Source organism: Microcoleus sp. AR_TQ3_B6, from assembly GCF_036702785.1.
Lineage (GTDB): Bacteria > Cyanobacteriota > Cyanobacteriia > Cyanobacteriales > Microcoleaceae > Microcoleus.
In genome coordinates, this window is the sequence record NZ_JAUBVJ010000102.1 from 1 (window position 1) to 26,290 (window position 26,290).

Genomic DNA, 26,290 nt, shown 5'->3' on the forward strand with positions numbered 1-26,290 from the left:
TGGGAACTCTAGAAATAGGGAAATTGAGGTAGAAATTCCTCAAGAATCCTCGCGCCTTCAGGCGCCCGGAGTGTCAAGTAGCGCAGATTAAATATGCCTCTTTCTGAAACTCAAGATTTGTTGGATCGAAAATTTGATGTTTGTTTTACTCATGCCGACGTGAACGGTAACGGAGTTCTCGAAACAGCCGATGTACTCGCTCTCGCCGCTCGTATTGCTACTTATCTCGGCGAACCTATGGGCAGTCCCAAAACATAGAAACTGTTCCAAACGTTGGAACACTTTTGGACTGATGTACAAGCCAAGATGGAAGTTGATAACGATGGTAAAGTGACTCCGGAGGAATGGCGCAAAGGCTTGCGCAAGTCCTTCGCCGAAGATTCAGAAGCCGATAAAGCAGGCTTCTGTCCTCTCGTGGCAGCGATTTTCACAATCTGCGATCGAGACGACAACGGTTTCCTCGAACAAAGCGAGTTCGCCAAATTCCACCAAGCTTTTGGCTGTAAGTCGGCGAACAGCCAGCTAGCTTTCCAGAAGCTCGACAGCGACGGCGACGGACAGCTTACGGTCGATGAACTCCTGATCGCGTGGCAGGAATACTACACCAGCAACGACCCAAATGCGCGAGGCAACTGGCTGTACGGCGACGTTTGGGACAATACGGTGGTTGTGGGCAGCAAGACAATTTGAATAGTATAGGGCGTTGCTGGATACAGGTATGAATTCAAGATTTCGCAATTGGTATCAGCCAAGTCGGGTGAGTTTTGCAACCTCAAGGGAAAAGCTGATTCATACGGTGAATCAGCAACGCCTAGTATAGTTTTTAGGGTGATAGTTTATGATTTCTGAAGTTTTAAATACTGGCATCTCACAGCAAGTGAGTAGTGTTGTAGTTGTTAACGATCCAAAAAGAATTTGTGATACAGATCATGGCTATGTTCGAGGCTGGGGTGTAACTGAAGAAACTGTCGGATCGAAGTCCCTTAGTATGGGTCACGGCCTAATTCCTCCAGGAGCAGGTGCAACCCCACACTACCATCCTTTTGAGACTGCTATCTACATTATTACGGGAACGTGCAGAGTTTTGCTAGGTGTTGAGAATGATACATTTGTAGATATCAAAGCAGGCGATTTTCTCTATATTCCCACTGGTGTCGTGCATTGCCCGGTTAATTGCGGGCAGGAAGTGATGGAATATATAGTTGCCCGAAGTTCGCCACAAGAAATTTGTCTTTATCCTGACCAAAAATGTTGAAGCTGAGTATTATCGCGCCTTAATCGTAAGTAGTTTGGGTGATAAACTTTCACAAATACAAAAAACTCCACTTTTTGATCGCTGGCGAGATATCCTTCACATCTTATCTGTTCACACTCGCCCAAACTTACTCAGTGATATCGCAATCAAGAAAATTTTGAGACCACATTTGGGCCTACAAAAATCGATTGTGAGCAAAACGTATAGGACACGGGTCGAGGGAGAGAACACGGGCGTGGCGACACTATCTCGCAAGGCTGCATCGTAAGAGTTTGTGCTATTCACGCGTTAGAGGAAAGGCTGAGGCACTCAGTTCGGTTGCTACCGCACTACCTAAAATTTAGAGATGTGCCTGTTCCCACCTAATTGAGCCCGCTATTGAGCAACGCCAAAAAAACTTAAAACAAGCGCCAGCAAAATCCTGACCGCAGTGAGAGCCAAGAACGAATTAACCGGGAAGACGCTTATTACACGAAGGAAGAAGAAATAAGAATGAGACAGTTGGGTTGTAGATTGATTGGGGTCGCGGTTGATATCAAGCGCATCCTTCTCTCCTCTTAACCCTTCTTCCTATTCCTCCTTCGCGCTCTTGGCGTCTTGGCGGTTCGTTAAAAAAGCGTAGAGACGCACATAACTGCATCTCTACACGATCGAACTCCCACAGAAAATCAGCTTCAAATCTTCTTAGGCGCAAAAGGAGAACTCGATTCAAACGAACTGAAACCGCCGGCAAAATCCTCACCGTAAGCTTCTTCCCCATGCAGCCCGATATCCAAACCTTGGTCTTCAGAAGATGACGGCACTCGCAGTTCCATAAACTGCCCTAAAATTTTCAGGATCGCAAAAGTGCCGACAGCCGCAAACACGTAAGTAGCTAGAACGCCTACAAACTGGGTGCCGATTAGACCCGGATTCCCGGCAAACAGCCCGTCATTTCCGGCAGCGTTAACGGCTTTAGTCGCAAATACACCTGTCAGAATCGCGCCCACAGTTCCGCCGACGCCGTGAACCGGGAAGGTATCCAAAGAGTCGTCAAATCCCAGCTTGGCCCGGAAACTAACGGCAAAGAAGCAGCAAACAGCAGTGATCGATCCGATCAAAAGCGCCCCCACTGGAAGCACGAATCCAGCCGCCGGTGTGATGCCCACCAATCCCGCTAGGAAACCGCTAGCAATTCCGACTGCTGTCGGTTTGCCTCTGAGAACCCATTCCACGATTGTCCAAGTTAAACCGCCTGCTGCTGTTGAAATCATGGTGGTGACAAAAGCCACTGTTGCTAAAGAACCAGAGCCCAAAGCACTACCACCGTTGAAGCCAAACCAGCCGAACCACAGCAGCCCAATTCCCAACAACACGTAGGGTACGTTGTGGGGGGTGTGGGGGTTGTTCAAATGGTCTTTGCGGGGCCCGATTACCCAAGCTGCGACAACGGCAGAAACGCCGGAACTGATGTGTACGACTGTGCCGCCGGCAAAGTCCAAAGATCCGATCGCCCCCAGCCAGCCTCTACCCCAAACCCAGTGGGCTAAAGGAGAGTAGATGAAGGTAGACCACAGCAGCACGAACCAGAAATAGGTTTTAAATGTTACCCGTTCGACGATCGCCCCGGAAATCAAGGCTGGAGTGATGATGGCGAACATCATTTGGTACACCATGAAGACTTGGTGGGGTATTGTCGGTGCGTAGCCGATCGGATCTGGTTTGTCTGCCGTGACGTTGTTCAAGAACATCCAGTCGAAGCCGCCGATGAAGCTTTCGATCCCTTTACCAAAGCCTTCGGACACTGGAGTGGAAACGTCAAAGGCCAAACTGTAGCCCCACAGCGTCCAGGTGACGCCGATCAGTCCCATCATGACTAAGCTCATCATCATGGTGTTGAGGACGTTGCGCGATCGCACCAGTCCCCCGTAGAAAAACGCCAGCCCTGGTGTCATTAACAGCACCAGTGCTGAGGAAACCAACATCCAGGCCGTATCACCGCTGTCGATCGGATTCGGCGCCACCGCTGCTGCAGTACCAGCAGCATCTTGAGCTAAGGCATTGTCCGTCAGCGGCACGCTTAACAGGCACAGGGCGATGATGCCGATCTTTAAACTTTTTTTGATCACGTTAGTTGTACCTTTTCATACTCAGCAAGTTTCAGGGAAGACCGGGCCGATTTTAGATGTGAGGATTTTAGATGCAATAGTTATTTGGTTTTAAGTCCCTGTTTTAGCGGAACAAATCTTCAATAGATAATTCCCCCATCCTCAACCCTCCGACTTCGCATAGCCGGACTCATCTAAATTCGTCAACCCTCAATCCAACGGTCTGTGCTTTTGGATTGCACCATTTGTACAAACTGTTATTCTGTATCACGTTATACTAAAGAGCTAACTATCATATTTCTTAATCTATCCGTCGCTACTTGACATAGCCCGTGACAGGCGAGCGCTCGGGAAGGGGGAGTTGAAAACAGGGGAATAGTTTTGAGTTGGGGAGAGTGGGAAGAGGAGAGGGGGAGAGTTGGGGAGAATATGACTTCATCCTTTATCTTCCTAACTAAGGACTAAGGACTAATTTTTCAACTGCATCTGATCGAACAGTTGCAGGGCCGATCGCCAAACCAGATAACCTTGATCGTTAAGGTGCAAGCCGTCTGTGCTGAGTTCGGTTGGCAAATTGCCGTCAGCATCGGCAAACAGCGGGTACAAATCCAGATACAAAACATTTTCAGAACTAGCAATTTCTTTGAGCCGCCGATTTATTGCCCGAATCCGACTGTTAGGAATTGCCAACAGCCGATCGCGATTTTCCCAAGTAGCTTGTTCCCCGCTGTGTGGCAAAATGGACTGCACAACCACTTGTGCTTTGGGGTGAGCCCACCGCAAATCGCGAATAATCTGCCGCTGGTTGTCCAAAATCCCTTCGTCGCTGGCGCCCCGCAACAAATCGTTAATCCCGATCATCACAAACACGGTATCCGGAACAGTTCGATCGAACAACTGCAACCGCTTCAGCAAACCCACGGAAGTCTCCCCCGAAATCCCTTGATTCAGCCAAATTCGATCGACCGGTAACAGCTTCGTCGGAAACCACATACTCAGAGAATCCCCAGCCAAAACAGTCAGTCTGGAGGGTCGATTCGCCGCGGCCGCCTCAGCTTCCCGACCCAACTGCGTCACCCACTGCTGGTAAGTCCATTTATGTCGCGGTCCTGGAACGGGAACGTCTAGCACTGGCTTTGCAGAGGTAGCCGGTTGGTCAATTTGTTCCTGGGCGCCTTCTGCTGTCACCGCCACACTTGCCGGGAAGCTTTCTGCCCAGTTGTGTCCCCGCAGCAGTAGTTGAGCCACTGTGAAGATCAGTACCCCGTTCGTCGCCAAAGATAGCAAAGCCCAAACCGGAACAGTTCTCGAGCGGCTAACTTCCATCCCTAACAGGGATTTATGAGTTCTACTTCTGCTACCTCCGCCAAACTTCTCCATAAACTCAAGCTATTTGCAGGCTTCACACCGAATAATTTGCACTCATTGCTGCATCAAATTTTACCGCTCAATTAAAGCCTCCATTCTCGTAAGAATCAAGCACTGTGCTGTGTTGGGCGCGACGGCGATGCAGAACTTTGCTTTTTCGCACTACTTTACCATAAAAAATCTGCCTACCAAACTTTCTGGCACCGCAATCGGATTTGTCAAAGCCACAGCCTTGCACAAAAATATATCTAAAACTGATCTAACTTACTCATTTGTGATGCTAAAATCCAAAAATGAAAAAATTAACTATAACTGAAGCAGCCAAAATTAAAGGTGTGAGCGCTTCCACCTTACGCAGGTGGGAAGCCGAAGGCAAGCTAATACCGGAACGCACAGCTAACGGTCACAGACGGTATGACCTAGCTCATCTTCTCGGCTTAAAACGCGACGGCGCTTTAACAGTTGCTTACGCTCGGGTTAGCAGTCACGACCAAAAAGATGATTTAGACAGACAAAAACAAGTTTTGGAATTGTTTTGTGCATCTCACGGCTGGCAATTCCAAATCATTGATGATGTGGGTTCTGGGGTAAATTACAGTAAGCGGGGTTTACAACGTCTAATTCTGGCGATCGCAGACAATCAAGTAGAAAGGTTGGTGTTAACTCACAAAGACAGAATGCTGAGATTTGGTTCTGAACTAATTTTTAATTTGTGCGAACACTTTGGGACAGAGGTAGTGATTATCAATCAAACTGAAGATGCTAGCTGTGAGGAGGATTTAGCTAAAGATCTACGAGAAATAATCACGATGTTCTCAGCCCGCCTTTATGGCAGCAGGAACCCCAAGAACAAGCGCATCCTTGAAGAACTTAAAGCAATTGCCGATCAACTCTAACCAATACACCAGTTTGCAACTCTCGTCAATTACAGCTTCTCAAGTCCTATTTCCCCATTACCAATTAACAATTATCGACGCAGATATCATGCAATCGAAAACTGCTATAGCCTTTCGAGCCTAACATGAGGTACTATCTGGCATCGGCCCGCGCAGGGCATGGGGCATGGGCATGGGCCCGCGCAGGGCATGGGGCATGGGCATGGGCCCGGGCAGGCCCGCGCAGGGCATACCTCACCACGCGATCGAACCGCTATATATGTACGCAATTAAAGGTGAGCTAACAATAAGAATATGCCCGCGTTCGCATCGAAGATTGAAACGCGAGCACAACGATAAAAAGCCATAAGTTCGCGGCTATTTGTGATTGGGGTTTTTCTGAATAAAGGGGTCAATTAGCTTATAAATAGCTAATTTAATACACGAAAGCTGAATAGACCGATCTCTTCGCACGCTCTACAGTTTGGTAGTCCTCTCCCCAGAACCCCCAGCATAACCGCCGTAGCTGCTCTCACTTCTGTTGTCCAAGCTCGTTTCCTTCACAAACCCGGTGTAAGCTTCCATCCCGTGTTCGCCGATATCCAAACCTTCAGCCTCCTCTAAAGCAGAAACGCGGATACCCAGCAAAGCTTTGAGTGCCGCCCAAAAAATCGTACTCAGCACGACGGTCATCCCGCCTACAGAGATAATGCCGAACAACTGCGGCCAGAGTTGATCGAAACCTCCGCCCACAAGCAATCCGGCCTTGGGGCCTGCGGTATAAAGTCCAGTTGTAGGTCCGTCAGCAAACAAGCCAACTGCCAGAGTTCCCCAGATGCCGCAGACTAAGTGAACTGAAGTTGCCCCTACAGGGTCGTCAATTTTCAAGTTGTCGAAGAAAGTTACTGCGAAAACTACCAGGATACCGGCGATCGTGCCGATAATGGCAGAGTTGGGCACGTTGACCCAAGCGCAGCTAGCTGTTACGCCGACTAAGCCGGCGAGGATGCCGTTGATAATCATCGAAAGGTCGGGTTTGCCCAGGTACAGCCAAGCAGTAATGGTTGCAGCAACTCCCCCGAAGGCGCCGGCGGTGTTGGTGGTGATCGCAATGTGGGCGATCGCATTTGGATCGACTGCCATTGTCGAACCGGGATTAAACCCGAACCAGCCCAACCACAGAATCAAACAGCCCAGGGTGGCAATGCTCATATTGTGTCCCGGCATCGCCACAGTATCGCCGTCGCGGTACTTGCCGATTCGCGGCCCCAAAAATGCCGCTCCCATCAAAGCAGCCCAACCGCCTACCGAGTGAACCACTGTCGAACCGGCAAAATCCCAGAAGCCTGCTTTTGCCAGCCAGCCGCCGCCCCAAATCCAGTGTCCGGTAATCGGGTAAGCAATTCCTACTAGCAGCAAGCTGAAAATTAAGAAGTCAATGAATTTAACTCGCTCTGCAACTGCTCCAGAAACGATCGTGGCAGCAGTTCCGGCAAAAACTAATTGGAAAAAGAATTTAGCGTTGAGGGGGACTCCCGTCCAGTTAAGCGAGTCGAAAATGCCTTGATAAGCGTCTCCTGTGGCGGGGCTGTTGTCGGCTACATTCCACAGAAAAAATCCGCCGCTGCTGCCGATAAAACCGTTGCCGTCGCTGAACATTAAGGCAAAGCCGATCGCCCAAAATGCGATCGTAGAAAGCGCAAAAACAATCAAGTTTTTTGACAGCACGTTGACTGCATTTTTTTGCCTGCAAAAACCTGTTTCCAACATACAGAAACCCGCGTTCATAAAGAACACTAGCATCCCCGCCACCATGACCCACATGGTATCCATGCCCACCTTAAGGCTGGCTAATTGTTCCTCGGTGGTTGGCGCGGGAGCTGTTTGGGCTACCGCGGCATATCCCCACACCAAGACGATGATTGCTGCTATTGGTATGCAGGCTTGCCAACTTGGACTGAGGCGGGCGATCGTCCTTTGTAATTTCTTGAATCTGTTAACTTTGGTCAAAAAGTTAGGTGCTGGCAAATTCAAAGACTCCCGCCTGGCTGGTTTCGACTTTTTCTTTCCGACAGTCATTTTCATCACTTTCACCCTCTTTACGGCTAGTAAGCTCAGCAATATTCGGAAAACTTTCCAATTTTACTACAAATGTTTAGAGATTATTTGTTCAGATTGAGATAGTTTTGATAGCCTAGCTCTTCTAATTGATTTTGTTTTTTCATTACTGATTCGGACAAAGTTTTGCGGTACTGCAGGACTCGCTCTAGCAATTCTGGCTGATGAGCTGCTAGTATCTGAACTGCCAGCAAGCCAGCATTCTTAGCGTTGCCGATCCCCACTGTTGCTACAGGTATCCCGGCGGGCATTTGCACGATCGAGTACAGCGAATCTACCCCTTGCAGGTGGCGGCTCGGTACCGGCACCCCAATTACTGGCAAGGGCGTTAAAGATGCTACCATGCCTGGGAGGTGCGCCGCTCCCCCAGCGCCTGCGATAATGACTTTCAAGCCCCGTTGGTGCGCCGTTTGGGCGTATTCCACCATACGCTCAGGGGTGCGGTGCGCCGAGACTATCGCCACGGAGCAAACAACGCTGAATTCTTCGCAAACTGCGATCGCATCTTTCATGGTTGGTAAATCCGAATCGCTACCCATGATAATTCCAACTGTCGGTTGATTCATGCAATTTTCCGATTTCAGATTTCAGATAAATGCTAATTTTAAATGATTGCGTTAACTCAAATTTAGATATTTTGTAGCAAAACTGACCCTTAAAAGCAATTTTGCCACCAGCCGCAGTCTGAGCAGCCGTGCCGCCAGCAAAAAGCTGCCCATCCTCATCGCCAGCCACCGGATTTATCCGTAGCGAATATAAAATCTAAAATCTAAAATCTAAAATCTAAAATCGGATGACTGAAGCCACAACCCCAACTGCCACCCCCACAGATATTCTCAATGCTCGCCTCCCGGGTTGCAAGGATTTGCAGATGCTTGCTGTTAACGAAACGGGAATCATTCAAGAAGTTTTGCCGATGGACGCCGTATTTAAACGGATTTGTCCTCCCGATTTGCAAGTGCTTGATGTAGCAGGCGATTGGCTTTCTCTGGGCGGTGTTGACTTGCAGATTAACGGCGCCCTCGGTTTTGCTTTTCCCGATTTAGAAAGCAAGCATATTGAAATTTTGCCGAAAATTTGTCAATTTTTGTGGAATCAGGGAGTGGATGCTTTTTTGCCGACTTTGGTTACAACTTCGCTGGATAAGTTTAGGCGATCGCTCTCGACTATAGCTGATTATATCCGCACTGTACAAACCGCTGCTCCTGCCACAATTCAACCCAAAACAGCGGAAATTTTCGGCGTTCACCTCGAAGGCCCTTTTCTCAACCCCCAGAAGCGAGGAGCTCACCCAGTTGAGTTTTTGTTACCGCTAACTATAGAAAATGTCAAGCAAGTTTTAGGGGATTGTGCCGATATTGTCAAAATAATTACTTTAGCGCCGGAGTTAGACAGCACAGGCGAAGTCATTTCCTATTTGCAAAGTTTGGGAATTTCCGTGAGTCTCGGACACTCCCAAGCGACGGCAGAGCAAGCCCAGCAAGCCTTTGCTCGGGGAGCTTCAATGGTAACTCACGCTTTTAATGCGATGCCGAGTTTGCACCACCGAGAACCGGGTTTGTTGGGAGCGGCGATCGTTTATCCGGGCGTAAAATGCGGTTTAATTGCTGACGGGAAGCACGTTTCTCCGACAATGATTGATTTTTTGCTGCGCGCTGGTAGGTATCAAAAAGGCGTTTTTTTAGTGAGCGATGCTTTGGCTCCTTTGGGTTTGCCTGACGGTGTTTATCCTTGGGATTCCCGACAAATTGAAGTCAGAAAAGGTACAGCTTGGGTAAGATTAGATTACCACTCGGCCCTGGAATCTGCTACTTTGGCGGGTACAACTCTGTCGCTGTTGGCAGGAGTGCAGAATTTGGTGGAGTGGGGAATTTGCGATGCCGAAAGTGCGATCGCCCTGGCAACTGAATCTCCGAGAAGGGCGATCGGAATTTCGGGAATTATTGGCAAATCGGCAGCTCAATTGTTGCGCTGGAATTTAAATGCCGCGACAAAGGAATTGACTTGGCATCGGTTTTTTTAAGTGTTGTCAGATCGTGTTTGGTTGATGTGTTCTTCCTTCTGCTATGCGCTAAGCACTGGTGACAGCAATTCGGTGCTCTCGGCAAGTTCGATCGTAAATATTGTTTAATTCCACAGCCAAGCAAATATCGCCCCGCAGCCACAGCGGTAAAGCAGGGAGGGCGCAGCCCACAGCCAGTTTTTCTTGCCAAATATCCAGGCATTGCTTGCCGTCTCGCTCGATCGGGCGATAAGCTGTAGCATAGAGGTCAATCGATTTTAGATTTTAGATTTTAGATTTTAGATTGACTTGCGCGAGATAAATGCTCTTTCTTGAGGATTTTCGAAAAGGGATTGATTCCACGGATAAATCACGTGGCGGGTACCACCTTTGAAATTCGCTTGTCAGCGTCGAAGGGCGAAGCACTTCCTCGCGCCAAGCGGACTAACAATTCATTGTGAAGATTTGCCTTCCTTCCTGTCACAACATCAACTATTACCAACCCAATTCCCTGAGGCAAATACGTCTCGCACTTAGAAACAAAAGCATCGCGATGAGTTGAACGATCTTTGTTGGCAGGAGTTACTAATTCAATTGCACCGGCTAATACCGGGCCCCCTTCTGTGTTAAAAATACTGACTTGCACGATTTGGGCCGTAGATAAAAAAGGCACGGTTTGGGCTGGCGGTGGCAACCAATTGTTTGGGAAATCTATTGGCAAACGAATTACCGTCTCTGGGTTCTCCAACTCCGGTAACGATTCCTCAAAAGCTGCTACATCAATTTTAATCCCAAACTGTACGTTAGGTTCGGCAAAGTAACCTTCTGGTAATTTGTCATTCAAATCTGATGCAATATAAGTCGCCCAGGCATTGTGATAGGCGTGCCAGTGACCAAGAATTTCAAAGGTAGTACCCGCCACGTGATTTATCCGTGGAATCAATCCCTTTTCGAAAATCAAAAATCCTCAAGAAAGAGCATTTATCCGTGGGGTCAATCTAAAATCTAAAATCTAAAATCTAAAATCGATTGACGGCGCACGGACAGCGGCGGGCGAAAATGATCTTGTAGCACCATATTTTTAAAAGTTAGGATTTATTGAAATTATCGATCGAATGGGCGATCGGCGGCTACTCGGTTTTTATTGAATTAGTTTCTCAATTCGGGATTGTTCGAGTTGCGGTCGCCCCTATCAATAAATCTAACTCAATTTAATTAGGTGGGGAATGTCAATCGATTTTAGATTTTAGATTTTAGATTAAAGGATTGAAAAGTGAAGAACTGACCCCACTGATAAATCCGGGGGCCCCGGACTAAATTACTTGCGGTCAACAATAACTGCCGCTGCGGCTTTATAATGTTTAACCGTTGGCAATAACTCAGCAGCAGGCAGACTAATGAATTCGGTAGACGACAAGACTATAGTTAGACAGTATTTTAACTCGACGGGATTCGATCGCTGGCAGCGCATTTACGGAGACGGCAAAGTCAATAAAGTGCAGCTAGACATCCGTACAGGGCATCAGCAAACGGTGGATACAGTGGTCGGCTGGCTGCAAGCTGACGGCAATTTGCGCGGGCTCTCTGTCTGCGATGCCGGCTGCGGCGTGGGATCTCTCAGCATTCCTCTGGCTGACGCTGGGGCAATTGTTTGCGCTAGTGATATCTCTGAAAAGATGGTAGCAGAAGCTTACGATCGATCGACAGCAGTTCCCGGCAAGCTCTACAACATCTCCTTCGCCGCCCAAGATTTGGAAGCTTTAACCGGCAAATTCCACACAGTGATTTGTTTGGACGTGCTCATCCACTATCCTCAAAATAAGGCTGCAGAAATGATCGCACACCTAAGTTCGATCGCCCAATCACGGCTAATTATCAGTTTTGCCCCCAAAACTTTAGCACTAACTGCCCTCAAAAAATTTGGCGAACTTTTCCCCGGCCCAAGCAAAACTACCCGGGCTTACCAGCACCGCGAAGCTGATATTATCAAAATCTTAGAAAACAATGGTTTTGTGATTAACAGAACAGCGATGACTAGCACTAGCTTTTACTATTCTCGCTTGCTGGAAGCTGTGCGGAAATAAGGGAAAACTATCTCCCCATTCTCAGGCAAGTTTAAAGCAGTTATGGGCAAAGTGGGGTGGGTTTATACAATTTATTAGTGGGTGGGGACGGGTTTATATAATTTGTCGATCGCTCTCAAAAAATTTGGCGAACCCGCCCCTATATGGTAAAATTGCCGACAAATTTGTCGGGCGGGTTTTACCAACAATAATTGTCTAAAACTCATAATCTCGTAAACCCGCCCTATATCTGTGCTGTTATGGGAATATCTTGCACTCCTGAAATTCACCAATTTTCATTTTACACGTTTTTCGCTAAAATTGCCGAGACAAGCTTCAACTTTATTCACCAGTTTAGGCGTTTTCATTTGATTAAATATTTTAATAGCTTGCTGCCAGTGATTCTGAGCTATTTCTAATTCTCCCAAATCCCGGTAAGTCAAGCCGATGTAATAATTGCTAATGCCCAATTCGTACTTAGCACCAATTTTGGTATAAAATTCAATAGCTTGGTTTTGATATTTCAAAGAAGCTGAAAAATCTTTACTTTCCCGAAAAACATCACCCAAAATGTACCAGGCACGGGCGATGTCTGATGTAAAGTTACAATTTTGCGCGATCGCCACAACTTGCTCTAAAGTTTGCTTAGCTTGTTCGTACTCACCAATATGTTTTTGAGCTAAACCAGCCATATTCAAATCCCAGCAAGCTTGCCAAGGCGGAACGCTTTCTAAAGGTTGTTGCAAGTGTCTTGTAGTTTCTTTCAATGCTGCCTTCGCCTCACTCGCTTGTCCTAAATAAGAATGCAGGAGAGCAACTTCGCAGTAGCAACTATTTAGCCGAGATTGAATTGCAGCAGATACAGGAGATAAAGCTAGATTAAGTTTAGCTTGATAAATAGCTAATCCCAACTCGTATTCACCAGCAGCAATATAGCACAAACCCATATCACTGTATGAATTAAATTCTGTCCATTTATCGCCTTCACGCTTAGCAGCAAATTGAGCTTGGCGGTGATATTCTAGAGCTACTTCAAAACCATCTGCTAGCAGATAGGCGTGACAGTCGCCGATGCAGCGATACAGACTTGCTTCCCGGTTAGGCGAAACTCGATTCACCAGTTTTTCTGCTAATTCTAGAGTTTGGCCAATGTATCCCCACGATAAAAAATATAGAAACAATTCTTCTGGTAAAATAGGTAGAGCAGGACGGCACAATACATCCCAGGCTGAATCATAATCTTCAATTTCTCGGAAATGATAGTAAGCTTCTAAAACTTGCAAACCTAACTGAGGGGATTGAATATGTTCTACACTAGAGAACCAATGTTGCCCGATCGCCCTTTGAGTTTGTTCCCATTCGCTGCTCTTTTGCAACTGATTCAAACCCGCCGCCCGAATTGCTGGGTGCATTCGGTATTTGCCCCGATAGAATTGTAACAAAGAACAGTCACACAACCGCTGCATTACTTTGAATTGTTCTGCTGGCGTGACATCCCACAGCAAAGCTTTGAGACAAGTATCTGGCAACCATTCAATTTCTTGATAGCGACAAGCTCCCAAACGGCATAGCAAGCGGTAAGCTTGATGAGAGTGAGCGTTGAGGCGATTTAATTGATTGTTGATAAGAAATGAAAATGAATCTAGCTGCTGTAATTCCTGGCGGTTTTGCTGCCAAGCTTCGGCAATATCTCCATCATAATTATTTTGAATATCGTTGTAGAGCATCTCCATTGCATAAGCATTGCCTTTATAAAGTGCGTGCATTTCTTGCACAGCTTGTAAATCTTCTGAAGTTTTGGGATATTCAAAATATTGTTGCCATGCTTCTGGACTCAAGCCTCTTAAAATGTGAGTTTGAACGCCTCTGAGGTCTGGTTCTTTTAATTTTTCTCTACTGGTAATCAGGGTGACTCCTTTGATTCTTGGATCGCACAGGACCCGCAGCAATTCTACATAATTGCGGTATTCAGGTAAAAACATACCGTTGCGTAAAGCAGATTCTAGGTTATCTATGAAAATTGCAACTTTGCTTTGACGCAGCTTTTTTTCGAGCAAGTTTAAACTCAGGCTAAAATCTCTGGGTGCATCTTCCTGAAAATCTTGTTGCAGCCAAGTCTGAACAAATGAATCGGCACTCCGCAAGTCTTCTGGAGTGTATGCAATTTTCATATCTAATATTTTTTCAAATTGGCAACTGGCTAGGTATTGCTGTGCTAAGGTAGTTTTGCCGATGCCGCCTTCTCCTACTATTATCAAAATTTTGAAATTTTCTGATGTCCATTTTTGAAGTTTAGTAATATCTGAAGTTCGTTCTACCCAGCGAGAATTTAATGGTTGTGGTTCTCCCGGTGGCGCTGGGATTAGTTCGGGCATGAATTGAAAAAACAAGGACTGCAAATCTGACCAGCTAGAACGTTTGTCTTTTCCTAAACCAAAGGCTTGATATGCTGTTGTCAAATGTTGGCGTACAGTTGCTTCTGATTTAATTTCGAGAATTTGGGCGATTTGTTTGTTGGGTGTTCCAGCTATTTTTTGCTTCAAAACTTGCTTGCATTTGTTGCCTAAATTGTTGTAAATGGTTATAAATTCTGTTTGATTCATGGGTGGTTTACCTAGGTCAGTGCGATCGCCAGGTGATCTCGGGGGTGCGCTCGCCTGGGATGTTTCAAAAAGTGCGATTTCCTAAGTGCGATCGCGTAGGGCAACGAAATGTCAGAAGTTGGTGACTGCTGCCTGTGACTGCACAATTGTGAGTTTTGAATGTTTATTGATTTTACACTGAGTTACGGGTTAAAAAGTTATTCAATAATTAAATTTTTGCAAACACCATTTTGGAGCTTAGAAGTATGGAGTTTCTGTCAGATGCGATGGATTCGGACAGTTGGGATGCGAACACTGCTAATTGCTACGGGCGATCGCGGGTAATAGGTGCTTCACTGTCTGTGGCTGTGGGAGCGATCGTGTAAATGATTGTTACAAAAGCTGGGGCTATGCGTAACAAGAGAAAGCTATTTCCGAAATGTAAATAAAGGCTGGAATTTAGGGAGTAAAAAGCTATGAGGTTTTTGTCAGAGGATGCAGCAGGCGATCGGGATAATAAAGCAGGCGACAGCAACAGCAAAGCTAAGTCAACTCAGAAGGTGGAAACAGATATGCCATCAGATCCAGAAAGCAAAGAGAATCCGATTAATAAGGTTTTGAATCAAGTTGAGAAGATTTTGTGTGAAACTTGGACAGAAACAGGGTTTGGAAAAGTGACTATTGAGAGCGAGAGGGGGGAAAGGGGTAAAGGTAAAATTCAAGTCACTGTGAAGGGTTCTACTTATTATCGGTATCACATTTCTGAGGAAGATATTCAGAAGTGGAATTCAAAGGAATAGGTGCGATCGGTGGGTGGGGGCGGGTTTTTATAATTTGTTTATGGGTGTCAAATATCTAGGCGAACCCGCCCCTACAGGTTTGGTAAAATATTAGGATAAATTTGTAGGGGCGGGTTCACAGATGATTTTTGTCGCCCATAAATTATTTTGATAAACCCGCCCCCACCCAACCGTGAAACTTACTAAAAAAAGATAACTGGAGGTATTGACAGGTTGAATTAAATGCTGTAGATTATGTTTAATTGACGGGAACTGCGCCCGCAAGTTTATCCTGTACGGCTGCGATGGCCGACAGTCATAGTTTTAACAACTGAATACTCTTAGGAGAAAACCTAGTTCGGGACGGATGTGAGTTTCGCGGGGCTGGGGAAGTGGTGATTAGGCATTATGTGCGATCGCCCCTTCTCCGGCCTTTTGTTTTTTGGCAAACAATTAGTTTTTTTGAGGAGATCGGATTATGAAATGGCTAACAGATGATGAGTTTTTCGGTACTGAAGTGGGTACGGGTGTGAATTCGGTAGAAGCGGGCGATTCCCTACGGGATAGCTACGCTTCACGCGCTTTGAGAATGGGAAGTACGCAGGCGAAGACAGCCGCAGGCATCGCACAGAATTTCCTCAGCAGTTTGGCGACAACTCCAGATTTCCTGGCTGAGATGCAGGTAGCATTTGGCAACAGCTTTGATGTTGAGAAAGCAGTCAAGTTAGCATCAGCTTGGGCACAGGGAGATTTTAGCGAATTTCCAGAGATTGAGATTCGTTCCGAAGCTGAGATTAATGGTGCTTTGGGTGGGTTTGCGGCTGCGACAGGGAAGATTTATCTGTCGCGGGAATTCCTTGCCAAAAATGCGGGGAATGTTACGGCTGTTGCGGGTGTTTTGCTGGAAGAGTTTGGGCATTTTGTTGATTCGCAAATTAATACTGTAGATGCGATCGGGGATGAGGGGGAGATTTTTTCGGATTTAGTTCAAGGTAAGGCGTTGAGTCAGGGGGAATTGGCGGGCTTGAAGGGTGAGAATGATTCGGCGGTGGTTGTTTTGGATGGGGAAGGGGTGAGAATTGAGCAGGCTGAATTGACGAGCAAGAAAGAAACCCTTGATTTTTTTGCTGGAGAGATTAAAGAATGGGGGGGTGGTAGTATTTCAAATAGGTTTGAAAAAGAAATATTTAAGGAACGAAATCCCCAGGAAGGGCAAAATATTGGAGGAAACGTTGACAATTTTTTTATTAAATATGACTGGGATTTACAGTCAGAAATAAAAGCTTCTATTTTTGCAACTCCTGGCAATTATGGAGAAGCAAAATTTTCTTACCCAGTCGATCTAGGTATACAAATTCCCAAAAATGTAGAACCCGGAGAAACTTTTTCCATCATACCAGGAGTCGGAACAAAAAGTGCATCTGCAAATTTTGACTCAAAAACACGAGGATTTGAGTTGCCAAATGCAGGTATTAAATTAGAGTTGAATTTAATAAAAGCTCAACTCGAAAACGTTGCAATAAAAGCTCCTTGGCGTACTTATGAATTACCTATCTCAGTAAATAGTAGTATAGGTCAAGGAGAATTAAGCTTTGATGTTATCAAGTATCCTGAAGGTAGCATAGACCTTCCAGGCGGTACAGGTACAATTAGCGTTTCGACACCTAAAATTGAAGACGACGGAATTAAGCCTGCGACGGCTCGCGATCAAAGCGACCCTGTACTGCCAGACATTGCTGCTTCTGGTAGATCGAATAGCATCATTGAATTAGAAGCTGATTTCGATAAGCTATTTGCTCTTACTTTTCCACCACTAGCAATTTTAGGTAATGAAGTAGAAGCTTCGTCTCCAGACGGAAGAGTTAAGGCAAAATTAAGTTACGATCTTTTAGACCTTAAAGGTAATTTGGGATTGGGGTTACAGCAAGATTTTACATTTGACCCTGAGAAAATAGAAGTCACGATGTCATTAGAAGGTCAAACTGAACAAAAGGGAACTTTAGGAAGCCTAACCAACAAATTTGAATTTCAAGCTCCCTCTCAAGGTTCAGGAATGTTAAAAGTCAAAGCAAAGTATGAACTTTTTGGCAACGTAAAAAACAATATCGGTGCTGTTATTCAGGGATCAATTAACGCTAAGACTCTGCAAGCAGGAACAGAATTTGAAATTGGAAATTTTAAGGGGCAAGCTCAGTTTGGACCACTCTTATCAGTGGAATTACCTGAAGGTGGTGCTGCAACCGACCCATTTCCCCTAATTGGTAGTCCTCAAAGCAAGCCTACCGATCCCAAACCTCAATTCCCGATTTTAAAGACAATTGAAATCAGCGGTATAGGTGGTGTAGAACAAGATGATAAAAATCCTCAACCCAACCCTACCAAAAATCTAATAATTGAGAAGGAATACGAAATTCCTTACAACCTCCCATATTCCATCTCAGATGCGCGTGCAGATGAGGGAGAAAACCTAGTATTCACAGTATCCCGTAATGAACCGTCAAATGAGCCAGTATTTTTGGTACTTGAATATGAAAACGACACAGCAAAGGCAGGTGAAGACTATTTCCCTGGTCAAAGATCAGTAACAATTCCAGCCGGACAAGTTAGTGCTGATATTACTGTACCAACTACCGGAGATGACAAACCAGAGTCAACCGAAACTTTTAAAGTTAAACTGAAAAAATCTGATGGTTCAAGTTTTGCTACAAACGATCCTGTTACTACAATAGATGCCACAGGCATCATCATCGACGACGACCAAAAACCTGAAAAGCCCAAAAATGGAGGCAAAACCTACAATGACCCCCGCATCGTCACGATCGACAAACAATATCACGACTTCCAAGCAGCCGGAGAATTCACCTTAATCGAATCAACAACTGGCGACCTAAAAATCCAAGTCCGACAACAACCCATTAACAACGACCCCCGCAGCAATGTCTCCGACAACACCGCCGTAGCCACAGTTTTAGGTGGAAAACGCATCGGAATTTACAAAGACCAAGGACTTTTAATCGATGGCCAACCAACCCAAATTGCCAACGATGATGCACTTGCCATTGGAGACGGCCGCATCTATCGTGAAGGCAGCAAATATACTATTGTTTATCCCACGGGCGATCAATTAGTTGCAAGTGTAGGAAGTCGCGTCAATGTTGAGGTTTTCCTCACCGATGAACGCGAAGGCAAAGTCAAAGGGCTACTCGGCAACTTCAACAAAAACCCCAAAGATGACTTAGCAAAACGCGATGGAACTGTAATACCTGAACCAGTTTCCCAACAGCAACTTTACGGCGAATATGCTGATAGCTGGCGAGTCAGTCAAGCTGAATCCTTATTCGATTACAAACCAGGCGAAAATACCAACACCTTTACCCTGCAAAATTACCCCCGCCAGAAAGTTAAAATCTCCGACTTAAACCCCGCTGATGTTGCAAAAGCCGAACAACTAATTGGCGATCGCATCAAAAATCCCACCACCCGCGAAGCTGCTATCATCGACCTCGTACTCACTAACTTCGATCCAGACATTCTTGAGGAAGCACTCAACGCACCAGATCCAGATAGCGTACTTGCGATCGCCTCCCCATTCACCGCCAACAGCGACTTTACCACCACCACCGTCAACACAGCCACAAAAATAGATATCCTAGGCAACGATACCACCGCCAAAGACCCCCTCTCCATCAAAGAATTCAACACACAATCCGTTGCCGGCGGCATCATCACCCTCGACAACAACAACACCCCAGACGATAAAACCGACGACCAACTCACCTACACCCCACCCCCAAACTTCACCGGCACCGATAAATTTAACTACCTCCTAACAGACGGCAAACAAATTCAAGCCGCCACCGTTAACATCAACATTAACAGCCTCAAACTTGACAACCTTTCCGGCAATAACGGCTTCGTCCTCAACGGCACAGAAGCAGGTAACTTCTCAGGAGTTGCTGTCAGCAAAACCGGAGATATCAACGGCGACAAAATTGACGATATCATAGTCGGATCGTTTGGTGCCGACCCCAATAACGTCAACGCCGCAGGCAAAACTCAAGTCATCTTTGGCACTCAAAAATTCCCCGCCAGCGTCAATCTTTCCCAACTCAACGGTCAAAATGGTTTCACCCTCAACGGCACCGATGCCGAAGGTTTCAGCGGCGGAACAGTCAGCAGTGCCGGCGATATCAACAGCGACGGCATCAAAGACTTTATTATTGGTGCCTTCGGGGCCACTGTCAACGGTCAAAATAATGCCGGAAAAACTTACATTATCTTCGGCACAAACCAAGGATTTCCGGCTAATTTTAACCTCGCTAATTTGAACGGAAATAATGGTTTTGCCGTTACAGGAACCAATACCTTTGACTACGCCGGTCTCTTTGCCACTGGTATTAGCGATATTAATGGCGATCGCATTGACGACATACTCATCAGCGCACCCGGTCCCTTCGGCGGCACACCCGGTAAAAGCTACGTCATCTACGGCCGTACCACAGGTTTTTCTCCTAACTTAAACCTCGCTGAAATTAACAACAACAACGGCTTTGTAATTAACGGCATCGACGGCAATTCTAGCGGTACTGCCAGCAGCGGCGACATCAACGGTGACGGCATCCCCGACCTTGTTATTGGTGCCGATGGCGGCAACACCAGCGGCGGCATTAATGCAGGCAAAACTTACGTTATATTCGGTCAGCAAGGAGGATTTTCTGGCAGCGTTAACGTCCCAGAATTAAATGGAACCACCGGATTTGTCATCGCCGGCATCAGTGCCGAAGAACGTTCCGGTATCGCTCTCGCCGCCACAGGAGATATCAACGGTGACGGTAATAAAGACCTCGTAATTGGTGCTCCCGGTGCGAAAGTTGGCGACCAAATTAACGCAGGCAAAACCTACGTATTTTTTGGCAAAAAACAGGGATTTCCTGTCATTGTCAACCCGGCTGAATTGAACGGCAATAACGGCTTTACAATCTTCGGTTTCGATGCCGAAGGCTCATCAGGAAATGCCGTTAGCTATGCCGGAGATATCAACAAAGATGGGTTTGACGACTTGTTAATCGGAGCCTCCCGCGCCAACTCTGATGATAAAAACAATGCAGGCAAAACCTTTATTGTTTTTGGAAGTAAAGAATTTCCAGCAAACTTCAGTTTAGCAGAAGCTAACGGTAAGAATGCCTTAGTTTTAAATGGAGTAGAAACCGATGGTTTAGTTGGCACTGCTGTCAGCGGTGGGGGAGATATTAACGGCGATGGCATCGACGATATAATTGTTGGCGCACCTGGCAGTTTATTTCAAGATTCTCCCGGCAAAAGTTATGCCGTTTTTGGCAGCCGAGGTTTCGGTTTGGCTAACACAAATAATGGCTTGCAAGGCACTGTTCAGGATGATATTATCAACGGAACCCAAGCAGATGATACTATTTCCGGTCGCCAAGGAAATGATAAAATGTTTGGAAATCCAGGTCAAGATGTGTTATCAGGAAATCTCAATGATGACTACTTAGACGGTGAGAAAGGGCAAGATATTGTTATCGGTGGAGATGGGAATGATAGCCTATTTGGTGGACTTGGTAACGACGTGCTTAAAGGGGACAATGGTAATGATATTCTCACAGGCGTTGACATCAATGCTATTAACCCCGGAATTGAGGAAATTGACACTTTAACTGGTGGAGGCGGGAGCGATATTTTTGTCTTGGGAGATGTCAATAACACTTACTACGATAACCTGGATAGCGACTACGCGCTGATTACTGATTTTAATGCCAGTGAAGATAGTATCCAATTGCACGGTAAAGCCGATGATTATCTGCTAGTTCCTTTCTCGCAAGCTAACCAAACTGGTACGGCTATTTACCGCAAGGCGCCTCAAAATGAATTAATTAGTATTCTCCCAGGAGGTTCAAATTTGATCTTAACTGGTAGCTATTTCAGGTTTAGCTGAGAATAGTGAGGCCAGTTTGCATCATTTTTTGGTTGGTGGGGGCGGGTTTAGATAATTTGTTGATAGGCTCAAAAAAATCGTTGAACCCGCCCCTACAGGAATTGTAAAATGTTGGATAAAATTTATGCTAAAATTTTGAATAAAATCCGTATGGATGGGTTCAACAATGAATCTTGTCACCCACAAATAATCTTGATAAAAGCGCCTTTACTAACCAATAACTCGATCGACAATCCCCACCCAACCGTAAAATTAAATAAAATTCAATTATCATTAAATTATGTCATCACTAATCTTAACCCGAATCTTCCTGACAGCCGCGGCCCTCTTCGGAGGTTTATCCGTTGCAGGCGGTGCTTTCGCCTCCCACGCTTTGAAAAGTCAATTGAGCGATCGAGCTTTAGCAATTTTTGAGACCGGCGCCCGCTATCAAATGTACCATGCCCTAGCTCTATTACTCGTCGGTTTACTCTTGAGCTACGCCCAAGAGTCTCAAACCTTTTTTGCAGTGGCTGGATGGGCTTTTATTGCCGGCACTATCATCTTTTCAGGCAGTTTGTACGCCCTGAGTTTGACTGACATCAAATGGCTGGGTGCAATTACCCCCCTGGGGGGAGTTGCTTTTATCGTCGGTTGGGGGTGTTTGGCAGTCGCTGCTTTTAATTTTAAATAGGCAACTGGTAAATTTTGAGGCAATTGGCAATTGCCAATTACCTAATTTTCAAACACATCGCTGGAAAACATCTCAGTCACAGTACGCAAGTAAGGTACAAATACGGTTAAATCTTCAGCAGGAAGCCGAGCGCATATTTCCCAAAACAAAATTAGCAGCATATCCTGCACTAACTCCCAACTTACATGAAGTTTGGGGTACAACATCACGCAAATTGGAAACAATTCTTGCTGTACCGGGCGAATACTACCTTCCAAAACGCACCAGCACAAATAGCTTTGAAAAATCTCGACATCCCGGATACCAGAAATTTTTATCTCCCGATCGCTCAAATACCCGCTGCAGCTGCGGTATCCTTGATGCTGGAAACTAGCCCGCTCGTACACTGCACTAGCAATCTCGGTTGTATGCTGCCACAAATGCTGAACAGCTAATAGAGCTCTGGAATTTGGGGACTGATTCGCCGCAGCCTCGTTAATCTCTCCGTAGGGAATGTGCAGGTAGTCGTCTATAATTTTTAAGTAGGGTGCAAATTCCGATCGCTCTGACTCCGAAAGACATCCTAACAAGATTTTGCTAGTATATTGAAATTCCACCGTCACAAATCCCAGCACTAACGCATCAGTCTTTGAGTATTTCCGCCTCACTTGGATAATATCTTTTCCCACCAGCACTGACAAGCGAAAAACAGGTTCTCTCTCCGCGTAAGCGTCGATTGCTTTGCGATATAAGGTGCGAGAGTCAGCCACAATTTCTAAAGGATTAATTAAGCTCGGATCGATCCCGTGCCGCTCTATTTGTTCCCCTAAAAGAGCTTCTACTCTATTCCAAGCTATCTCGCTGGCTAATTTCAGGGTATTTGTCAATTTGTCAACTATTTTAGCTCGATTTCCCTCAAAATAGGTTGACTCTGGGCTTGGGGGAATTTGGCGTGGCGCTTGGTTTTCTCGTGCCGCAACTGTACTGTAATATCTTTTTGCCCAGCTAACTGCGAAGGAAGAAACGCTGACGCCTTTAGCCTCTGGGAGTTTGTGAGTCAAGGAAGAAACGCTGACGCCTTTAGCCTCTGGGAGTTTGTGAGTCTCCGATCCGGTAATACCCCTAGACACCAGACTGTCGCCCTGTTGAATTTTCTCTGCTGTCGATAAAAACTTTGAAGATACTTGTGAAATACCCGTCATGATAAACCTCGTTTTTTTATTAAGTCGCACCGGATCGATTCCCCTAATTTTTAACGTTGTTAACTACAATTTTCTGCCTTTGTACGGTTACAGTCATCTGCCATTATGCTTAAAGATATAAGCCCTTTGGCTCTACTGCCTGCATTTTTTACAAGCTGCACGTTAATAACGTTATTTATTGTGCGATCGATCACTGTCACCCTGTGATCGCGATCCTAATTTATGTTTTTGACCTATCAAGAGGGCTGAAAATAAATTTAATTTGTCTTAAAAGCTGAGAATTAAAGTCAAGTCTGCCTCAAAAAAACTGCTCGTTGAAATACTTTATCTTTGTTTTGGAGGGCTTTGGTCGATCGGCCTAATTTCTTAATGAAGCTAGGCTAAAGCACGAGCGAGCGGTGACTTTTGTAATTTATTTCCCTAGCTGAAGTAGAAATGTATTTTGAGCCTGGCGATTGTTAGTAAACCCTAACAAGTTCAAATATGGGTTTTTCTAAAGAAAGAATTAAATTTGAGATGAGAATCAGATTTATGTGCATTTCGTTAAGGCCATTGCCAGCGCGGTTTTTTGCGATCGGTTTTTTAACTTCCCCGTGAAGCGAAGCTATCCCGTAGGGAATCGCCCGCCGAGCGTCCATTCGATCGACCAACTACCCTTCAAAACCAGAATTAGCGAGTGACTCGCCCGATAGATCCCGCATTTTGCCAACTCTGACCAAGAATTTCAAAGGTGGTACCCGCCACGTGATTTATCCGTGGAATCAATCCCAATTCGCAAATCTCAAATCCTCAAGAAAGAGCATTTATCTCGCGCAAGTCAATCTAAAATCTCAAATCTAAAATCTAAAATCGATTGACTGGTTCGATCCCCGAGGCCGGAGGCCCAAGCCTGCCCCTACAACCATAGGATGAGGTTGATACGGGCCCCATTCGCTATCGCTCCTCAAAAACAGCAGGAACAGTAGGTCTTTAAGGCTATGCCTTCGGGTAGGATTAATAGGACGAGAGGAAGTGGATAAAATGAGCGCTAGCAGCAATTCAACAGAAATCAAGTTCGGAACCGATGGGTGGCGGGGACTGATTGCCCATGACTTTACTTTTGCCAACGTGCGAAAAGTCACCCGGGCGATCGCCAGTTACCTAGAAACCGCTTACACGAAAGACCGCCCAGTTTTAGTCTCCTACGATACCCGCTTTCTGGCAGACGAGTTCGCCCGCACTGCAGCGGAAGTATTAGCAGATTTGGGATGGACTGTGAAAGTGGTCGATCGAGATTGCCCCACACCAGTCATCGCCTACAGCGCCAAGCATCTCAACTCCGCAGGAGCCCTGATGTTCACTGCTTCCCACAATCCCGCACCTTACTGCGGCATCAAATACATCCCCGACTACGCCGGCCCGGCAACCCCGGAAATTACTGATACAATTGTGGCCAATATTGCTGGTGCTTCTGATGCCCCAGCCAAAGGCAGCCACAACGATAAAATCTCCAGTTTTGACCCCAAACCTGAATATCTGAAGTTTCTTTATACTTTGATCGATGTGGAGCGGATTCGGTCTGCTAAGTTGAAGGTGAAGTACGACGCTCTCTACTCGACTTCTCGCGGGTATCTCGACGGGGTTTTGGAACACTGTGGCTGTGATGTCGAAAGTTTTCACACCTACCGCGACGTGCTGTTTGGTGGCGGAATGCCGGAACCCAAGGGCGAACAGTTAGTTGAGTTGGTGGAAGCTGTTAAGAAGGATGCGGCGGATTTGGGTTTGGCTACCGATGGCGACAGCGATCGCTTTGGTATTGTGGACGAGTTGGGAAATGTCTTGACTCCAAACACTGTGCTGTTGCTGCTGGCGCGTCACTTGGTTAAGAATAAAGGCTTGACTGGGGCGATCGTCCGTACAGTCGCAACTACCCACTTGCTGGACAATTTGGCCGCCAAGTACGGTTTAACAATCTACGAAACCGCAGTCGGTTTTAAGTACATCGGCGAAAAAATGCGGGAAACTGCCGTGCTCATCGGTGGCGAAGAGTCTGGCGGTTTGAGCGTTTTGGGTCACATTCCCGAAAAAGACGGGATTTTGGCTGATATGCTAGTTGCTGAGGCGATCGCCTATGAAGGCAAACCGCTTTCTCAGCTAGTCGAAGAAGCAATTAAAGAAGCCGACGGCCCCCTGTACAACAAACGTTTGGACTTGCACCTAGAAGAAGCCCACAAAGCAGCCGTTTTGGAATCTTTTACCAAGAACCCCCCCAAAGAAGTAGCAGGTATCGGCGTTAAGGAAATCGGTCGCAAAGACGGGATTAAACTTTATCTTGAAGACGGTGGCTGGGTACTGCTGCGGCCTTCGGGAACCGAACCCCTGATGCGCGTTTACCTGGAAACCAATTCTCTGGAAAAAGAAACCCAAGTTGCCGAACACATGGAAAAGGTAATTTCCCAGTTAGAACCTGTGTGACATACTCCCACACTCACCCTTCGGGTGAGTGAGGACTTCTGGGGGACTCCTCTGTGACGACATTGACTGAGCTTTAAGACCCTGTGCCCCACGGTTCTTGATATTGATAGCCGCATTCCAATCTCCTTACAAACTGACCTGACATACGGGACAGTTGTGTATTCGTTGGGATAGTGGCTTTTTGACTTTGTGACCGAAAAGCGAGACACAAGCCCCCGCCTTTAGATGTGGGGATAAGTCGGTAGCGGTTTCAACCGCCTTGAATATTTAGCTCGTGTTCTATTGTATTTCTTGAAAAAACGTTCAGTCGAGCACTCAGAAAAAGAGTTTAATACGTCAAGGAGGTAAAGTAAGTGTTCAATTTGACTTAGGAATTCAAACTCAAGCCAACAGTAGCACAGGTAACAATCTTTGAAGATTGGCTAGAACAGTGCCGCCGTGTATACAACGGGGCACTTGCAGAGCATAAAGATTGGTTTAAATCTCGTAGTTGTCAAATTAACGCTTGCTCAATTCGCGCTGAATATATAATTCCCTCCGCCCGACCCAGACCGAGCTACGCCAGCCAGTGTAAGAGTTTAACTCAAGCTCGAGCAACTATACCAGCACTGAATGCAGTTCAAGTAAATGTTTTACAACAAACTCTCAAACGGCTTGAACGCGCATTTGTAAATATGTGGGAACAAAAACACGGATTTCCTCGCTAACATCCGATTCCTCCGTGCTTTGCACATCAGGAACCGGATTGTCGTCAACTCACGCGAATTCATCACAACACTTACCCAAAGGGTAAGTGTGAGACTTCTTCTGTTATAGTTAAAATGTATCGGCTCAATAAGTAGGGGTAGCAGAGGAAAAAAAGTAAGCAGGGTACGCAAAATGTCATAAAATAAGACACAT

At 46.1% G+C, this 26,290-nt stretch carries 19 protein-coding genes and 2 pseudogenes; 12 read left to right on the forward strand and 9 right to left on the reverse strand.

Annotation, left to right across the window (positions count from 1 at the left end):
• The first annotated feature begins 93 nt into the window (after positions 1 to 93).
• From QUB56_RS31530 to QUB56_RS31545, 4 genes and pseudogenes are all read left to right on the forward strand, one after another.
• Positions 94 to 258, forward strand: a complete 165-nt coding sequence (locus QUB56_RS31530; RefSeq protein ID WP_332960286.1) for a hypothetical protein — start codon at positions 94 to 96, stop codon at positions 256 to 258.
• Between the two features lie 48 nt (positions 259 to 306).
• Complete coding sequence (locus QUB56_RS31535; protein WP_332960287.1) at positions 307 to 690, forward strand: EF-hand domain-containing protein; 384 nt, start codon at positions 307 to 309, stop codon at positions 688 to 690.
• A gap of 148 nt (positions 691 to 838) precedes the next feature.
• Complete coding sequence (locus QUB56_RS31540) at positions 839 to 1,255, forward strand: cupin domain-containing protein (protein ID WP_332960288.1); 417 nt, start codon at positions 839 to 841, stop codon at positions 1,253 to 1,255.
• Positions 1,256 to 1,442: 187 nt separating this feature from the next.
• Positions 1,443 to 1,621: pseudogene (locus QUB56_RS31545) on the forward strand (IS1 family transposase); the annotation flags it as partial.
• Positions 1,622 to 1,929: 308 nt separating this feature from the next.
• Here the strand turns inward: QUB56_RS31545 and QUB56_RS31550 are convergent.
• Positions 1,930 to 3,363 (reverse strand): ammonium transporter, encoded by a 1,434-nt coding sequence (locus QUB56_RS31550; protein WP_332960289.1) that lies wholly within the window; start codon positions 3,361 to 3,363, stop codon positions 1,930 to 1,932.
• Positions 3,364 to 3,810: 447 nt separating this feature from the next.
• Positions 3,811 to 4,668, reverse strand: coding sequence for an SGNH/GDSL hydrolase family protein (locus QUB56_RS31555; RefSeq protein ID WP_332960290.1), 858 nt, complete (start codon positions 4,666 to 4,668; stop codon positions 3,811 to 3,813).
• Positions 4,669 to 5,003: 335 nt separating this feature from the next.
• Here QUB56_RS31555 and QUB56_RS31560 point away from each other — a divergent pair, with 335 nt between their 5' ends.
• Positions 5,004 to 5,606 (forward strand): IS607 family transposase, encoded by a 603-nt coding sequence (locus QUB56_RS31560; RefSeq protein ID WP_332960291.1) that lies wholly within the window; start codon positions 5,004 to 5,006, stop codon positions 5,604 to 5,606.
• Positions 5,607 to 6,062: 456 nt separating this feature from the next.
• Here the strand turns inward: QUB56_RS31560 and QUB56_RS31565 are convergent, their stop codons facing one another.
• Entirely contained in the window at positions 6,063 to 7,664 is a 1,602-nt protein-coding gene (locus QUB56_RS31565; RefSeq protein ID WP_332960304.1) for an ammonium transporter, read from the reverse strand.
• An 83-nt stretch (positions 7,665 to 7,747) separates the two neighbouring features.
• Positions 7,748 to 8,269: a 5-(carboxyamino)imidazole ribonucleotide mutase gene (purE, locus tag QUB56_RS31570; protein ID WP_332960292.1), complete on the reverse strand. Its 522-nt coding sequence runs from the start codon at positions 8,267 to 8,269 to the stop codon at positions 7,748 to 7,750.
• 227 nt (positions 8,270 to 8,496) lie between these two features.
• Here purE and nagA point away from each other — a divergent pair, with 227 nt between their 5' ends.
• The gene (nagA, locus tag QUB56_RS31575) at positions 8,497 to 9,726 is read left to right on the forward strand and encodes an N-acetylglucosamine-6-phosphate deacetylase (RefSeq protein WP_332960293.1); all 1,230 of its coding nucleotides are present in this window, start codon (positions 8,497 to 8,499) and stop codon (positions 9,724 to 9,726) included.
• A gap of 104 nt (positions 9,727 to 9,830) precedes the next feature.
• On the opposite strand, the gene QUB56_RS31580 is transcribed toward nagA, so the two are convergent.
• Both QUB56_RS31580 and QUB56_RS31585 read right to left on the reverse strand, forming a co-directional pair.
• On the reverse strand, positions 9,831 to 9,977 hold the full coding sequence (locus QUB56_RS31580) for a hypothetical protein (RefSeq protein WP_332960294.1): 147 nt from the start codon (positions 9,975 to 9,977) through the stop codon (positions 9,831 to 9,833).
• 98 nt (positions 9,978 to 10,075) lie between these two features.
• Positions 10,076 to 10,627, reverse strand: coding sequence for a hypothetical protein (locus QUB56_RS31585; protein ID WP_332960295.1), 552 nt, complete (start codon positions 10,625 to 10,627; stop codon positions 10,076 to 10,078).
• A gap of 475 nt (positions 10,628 to 11,102) precedes the next feature.
• Here QUB56_RS31585 and bchM point away from each other — a divergent pair, with 475 nt between their 5' ends.
• A complete protein-coding gene (gene bchM, locus QUB56_RS31590) occupies positions 11,103 to 11,789 on the forward strand; it encodes a magnesium protoporphyrin IX methyltransferase (protein ID WP_332960296.1) in 687 nt (228 codons plus the stop codon).
• Positions 11,790 to 12,064: 275 nt separating this feature from the next.
• Here bchM and QUB56_RS31595 read toward each other — a convergent pair whose 3' ends face one another.
• Complete coding sequence (locus QUB56_RS31595; protein WP_332960297.1) at positions 12,065 to 14,371, reverse strand: tetratricopeptide repeat protein; 2,307 nt, start codon at positions 14,369 to 14,371, stop codon at positions 12,065 to 12,067.
• Positions 14,372 to 14,826: 455 nt separating this feature from the next.
• On the opposite strand from QUB56_RS31595, the gene QUB56_RS31600 reads away from it, so the two are divergent.
• The 3 genes from QUB56_RS31600 to QUB56_RS31610 all read left to right on the forward strand — a co-directional run bounded on the left by QUB56_RS31600 (position 14,827) and on the right by QUB56_RS31610 (position 21,755).
• Complete coding sequence (locus tag QUB56_RS31600) at positions 14,827 to 15,150, forward strand: hypothetical protein (RefSeq protein ID WP_332960298.1); 324 nt, start codon at positions 14,827 to 14,829, stop codon at positions 15,148 to 15,150.
• A gap of 457 nt (positions 15,151 to 15,607) precedes the next feature.
• Positions 15,608 to 21,082 (forward strand): VWD domain-containing protein, encoded by a 5,475-nt coding sequence (locus QUB56_RS31605; protein WP_332960299.1) that lies wholly within the window; start codon positions 15,608 to 15,610, stop codon positions 21,080 to 21,082.
• A 280-nt stretch (positions 21,083 to 21,362) separates the two neighbouring features.
• Positions 21,363 to 21,755 carry a DUF423 domain-containing protein gene (locus tag QUB56_RS31610; protein ID WP_332960300.1) on the forward strand — a complete coding sequence of 131 codons (393 nt, stop codon included), beginning with the start codon at positions 21,363 to 21,365 and terminating at the stop codon, positions 21,753 to 21,755.
• Positions 21,756 to 21,796: 41 nt separating this feature from the next.
• On the opposite strand, the gene QUB56_RS31615 is transcribed toward QUB56_RS31610, so the two are convergent.
• Positions 21,797 to 22,936 (reverse strand): hypothetical protein, encoded by a 1,140-nt coding sequence (locus QUB56_RS31615; protein WP_332960301.1) that lies wholly within the window; start codon positions 22,934 to 22,936, stop codon positions 21,797 to 21,799.
• 458 nt (positions 22,937 to 23,394) lie between these two features.
• Positions 23,395 to 23,574, reverse strand: coding sequence for a hypothetical protein (locus QUB56_RS31620; RefSeq protein WP_332960302.1), 180 nt, complete (start codon positions 23,572 to 23,574; stop codon positions 23,395 to 23,397).
• A 382-nt stretch (positions 23,575 to 23,956) separates the two neighbouring features.
• Between QUB56_RS31620 and QUB56_RS31625 the strand changes: the two genes are divergently transcribed.
• Positions 23,957 to 25,390 (forward strand): phosphoglucomutase/phosphomannomutase family protein, encoded by a 1,434-nt coding sequence (locus QUB56_RS31625; protein ID WP_332960303.1) that lies wholly within the window; start codon positions 23,957 to 23,959, stop codon positions 25,388 to 25,390.
• 386 nt (positions 25,391 to 25,776) lie between these two features.
• Positions 25,777 to 26,097 (forward strand): annotated as a pseudogene (locus QUB56_RS31630) (helix-turn-helix domain-containing protein); the annotation flags it as partial.
• Between the last annotated feature and the right edge of the window lie 193 nt (positions 26,098 to 26,290).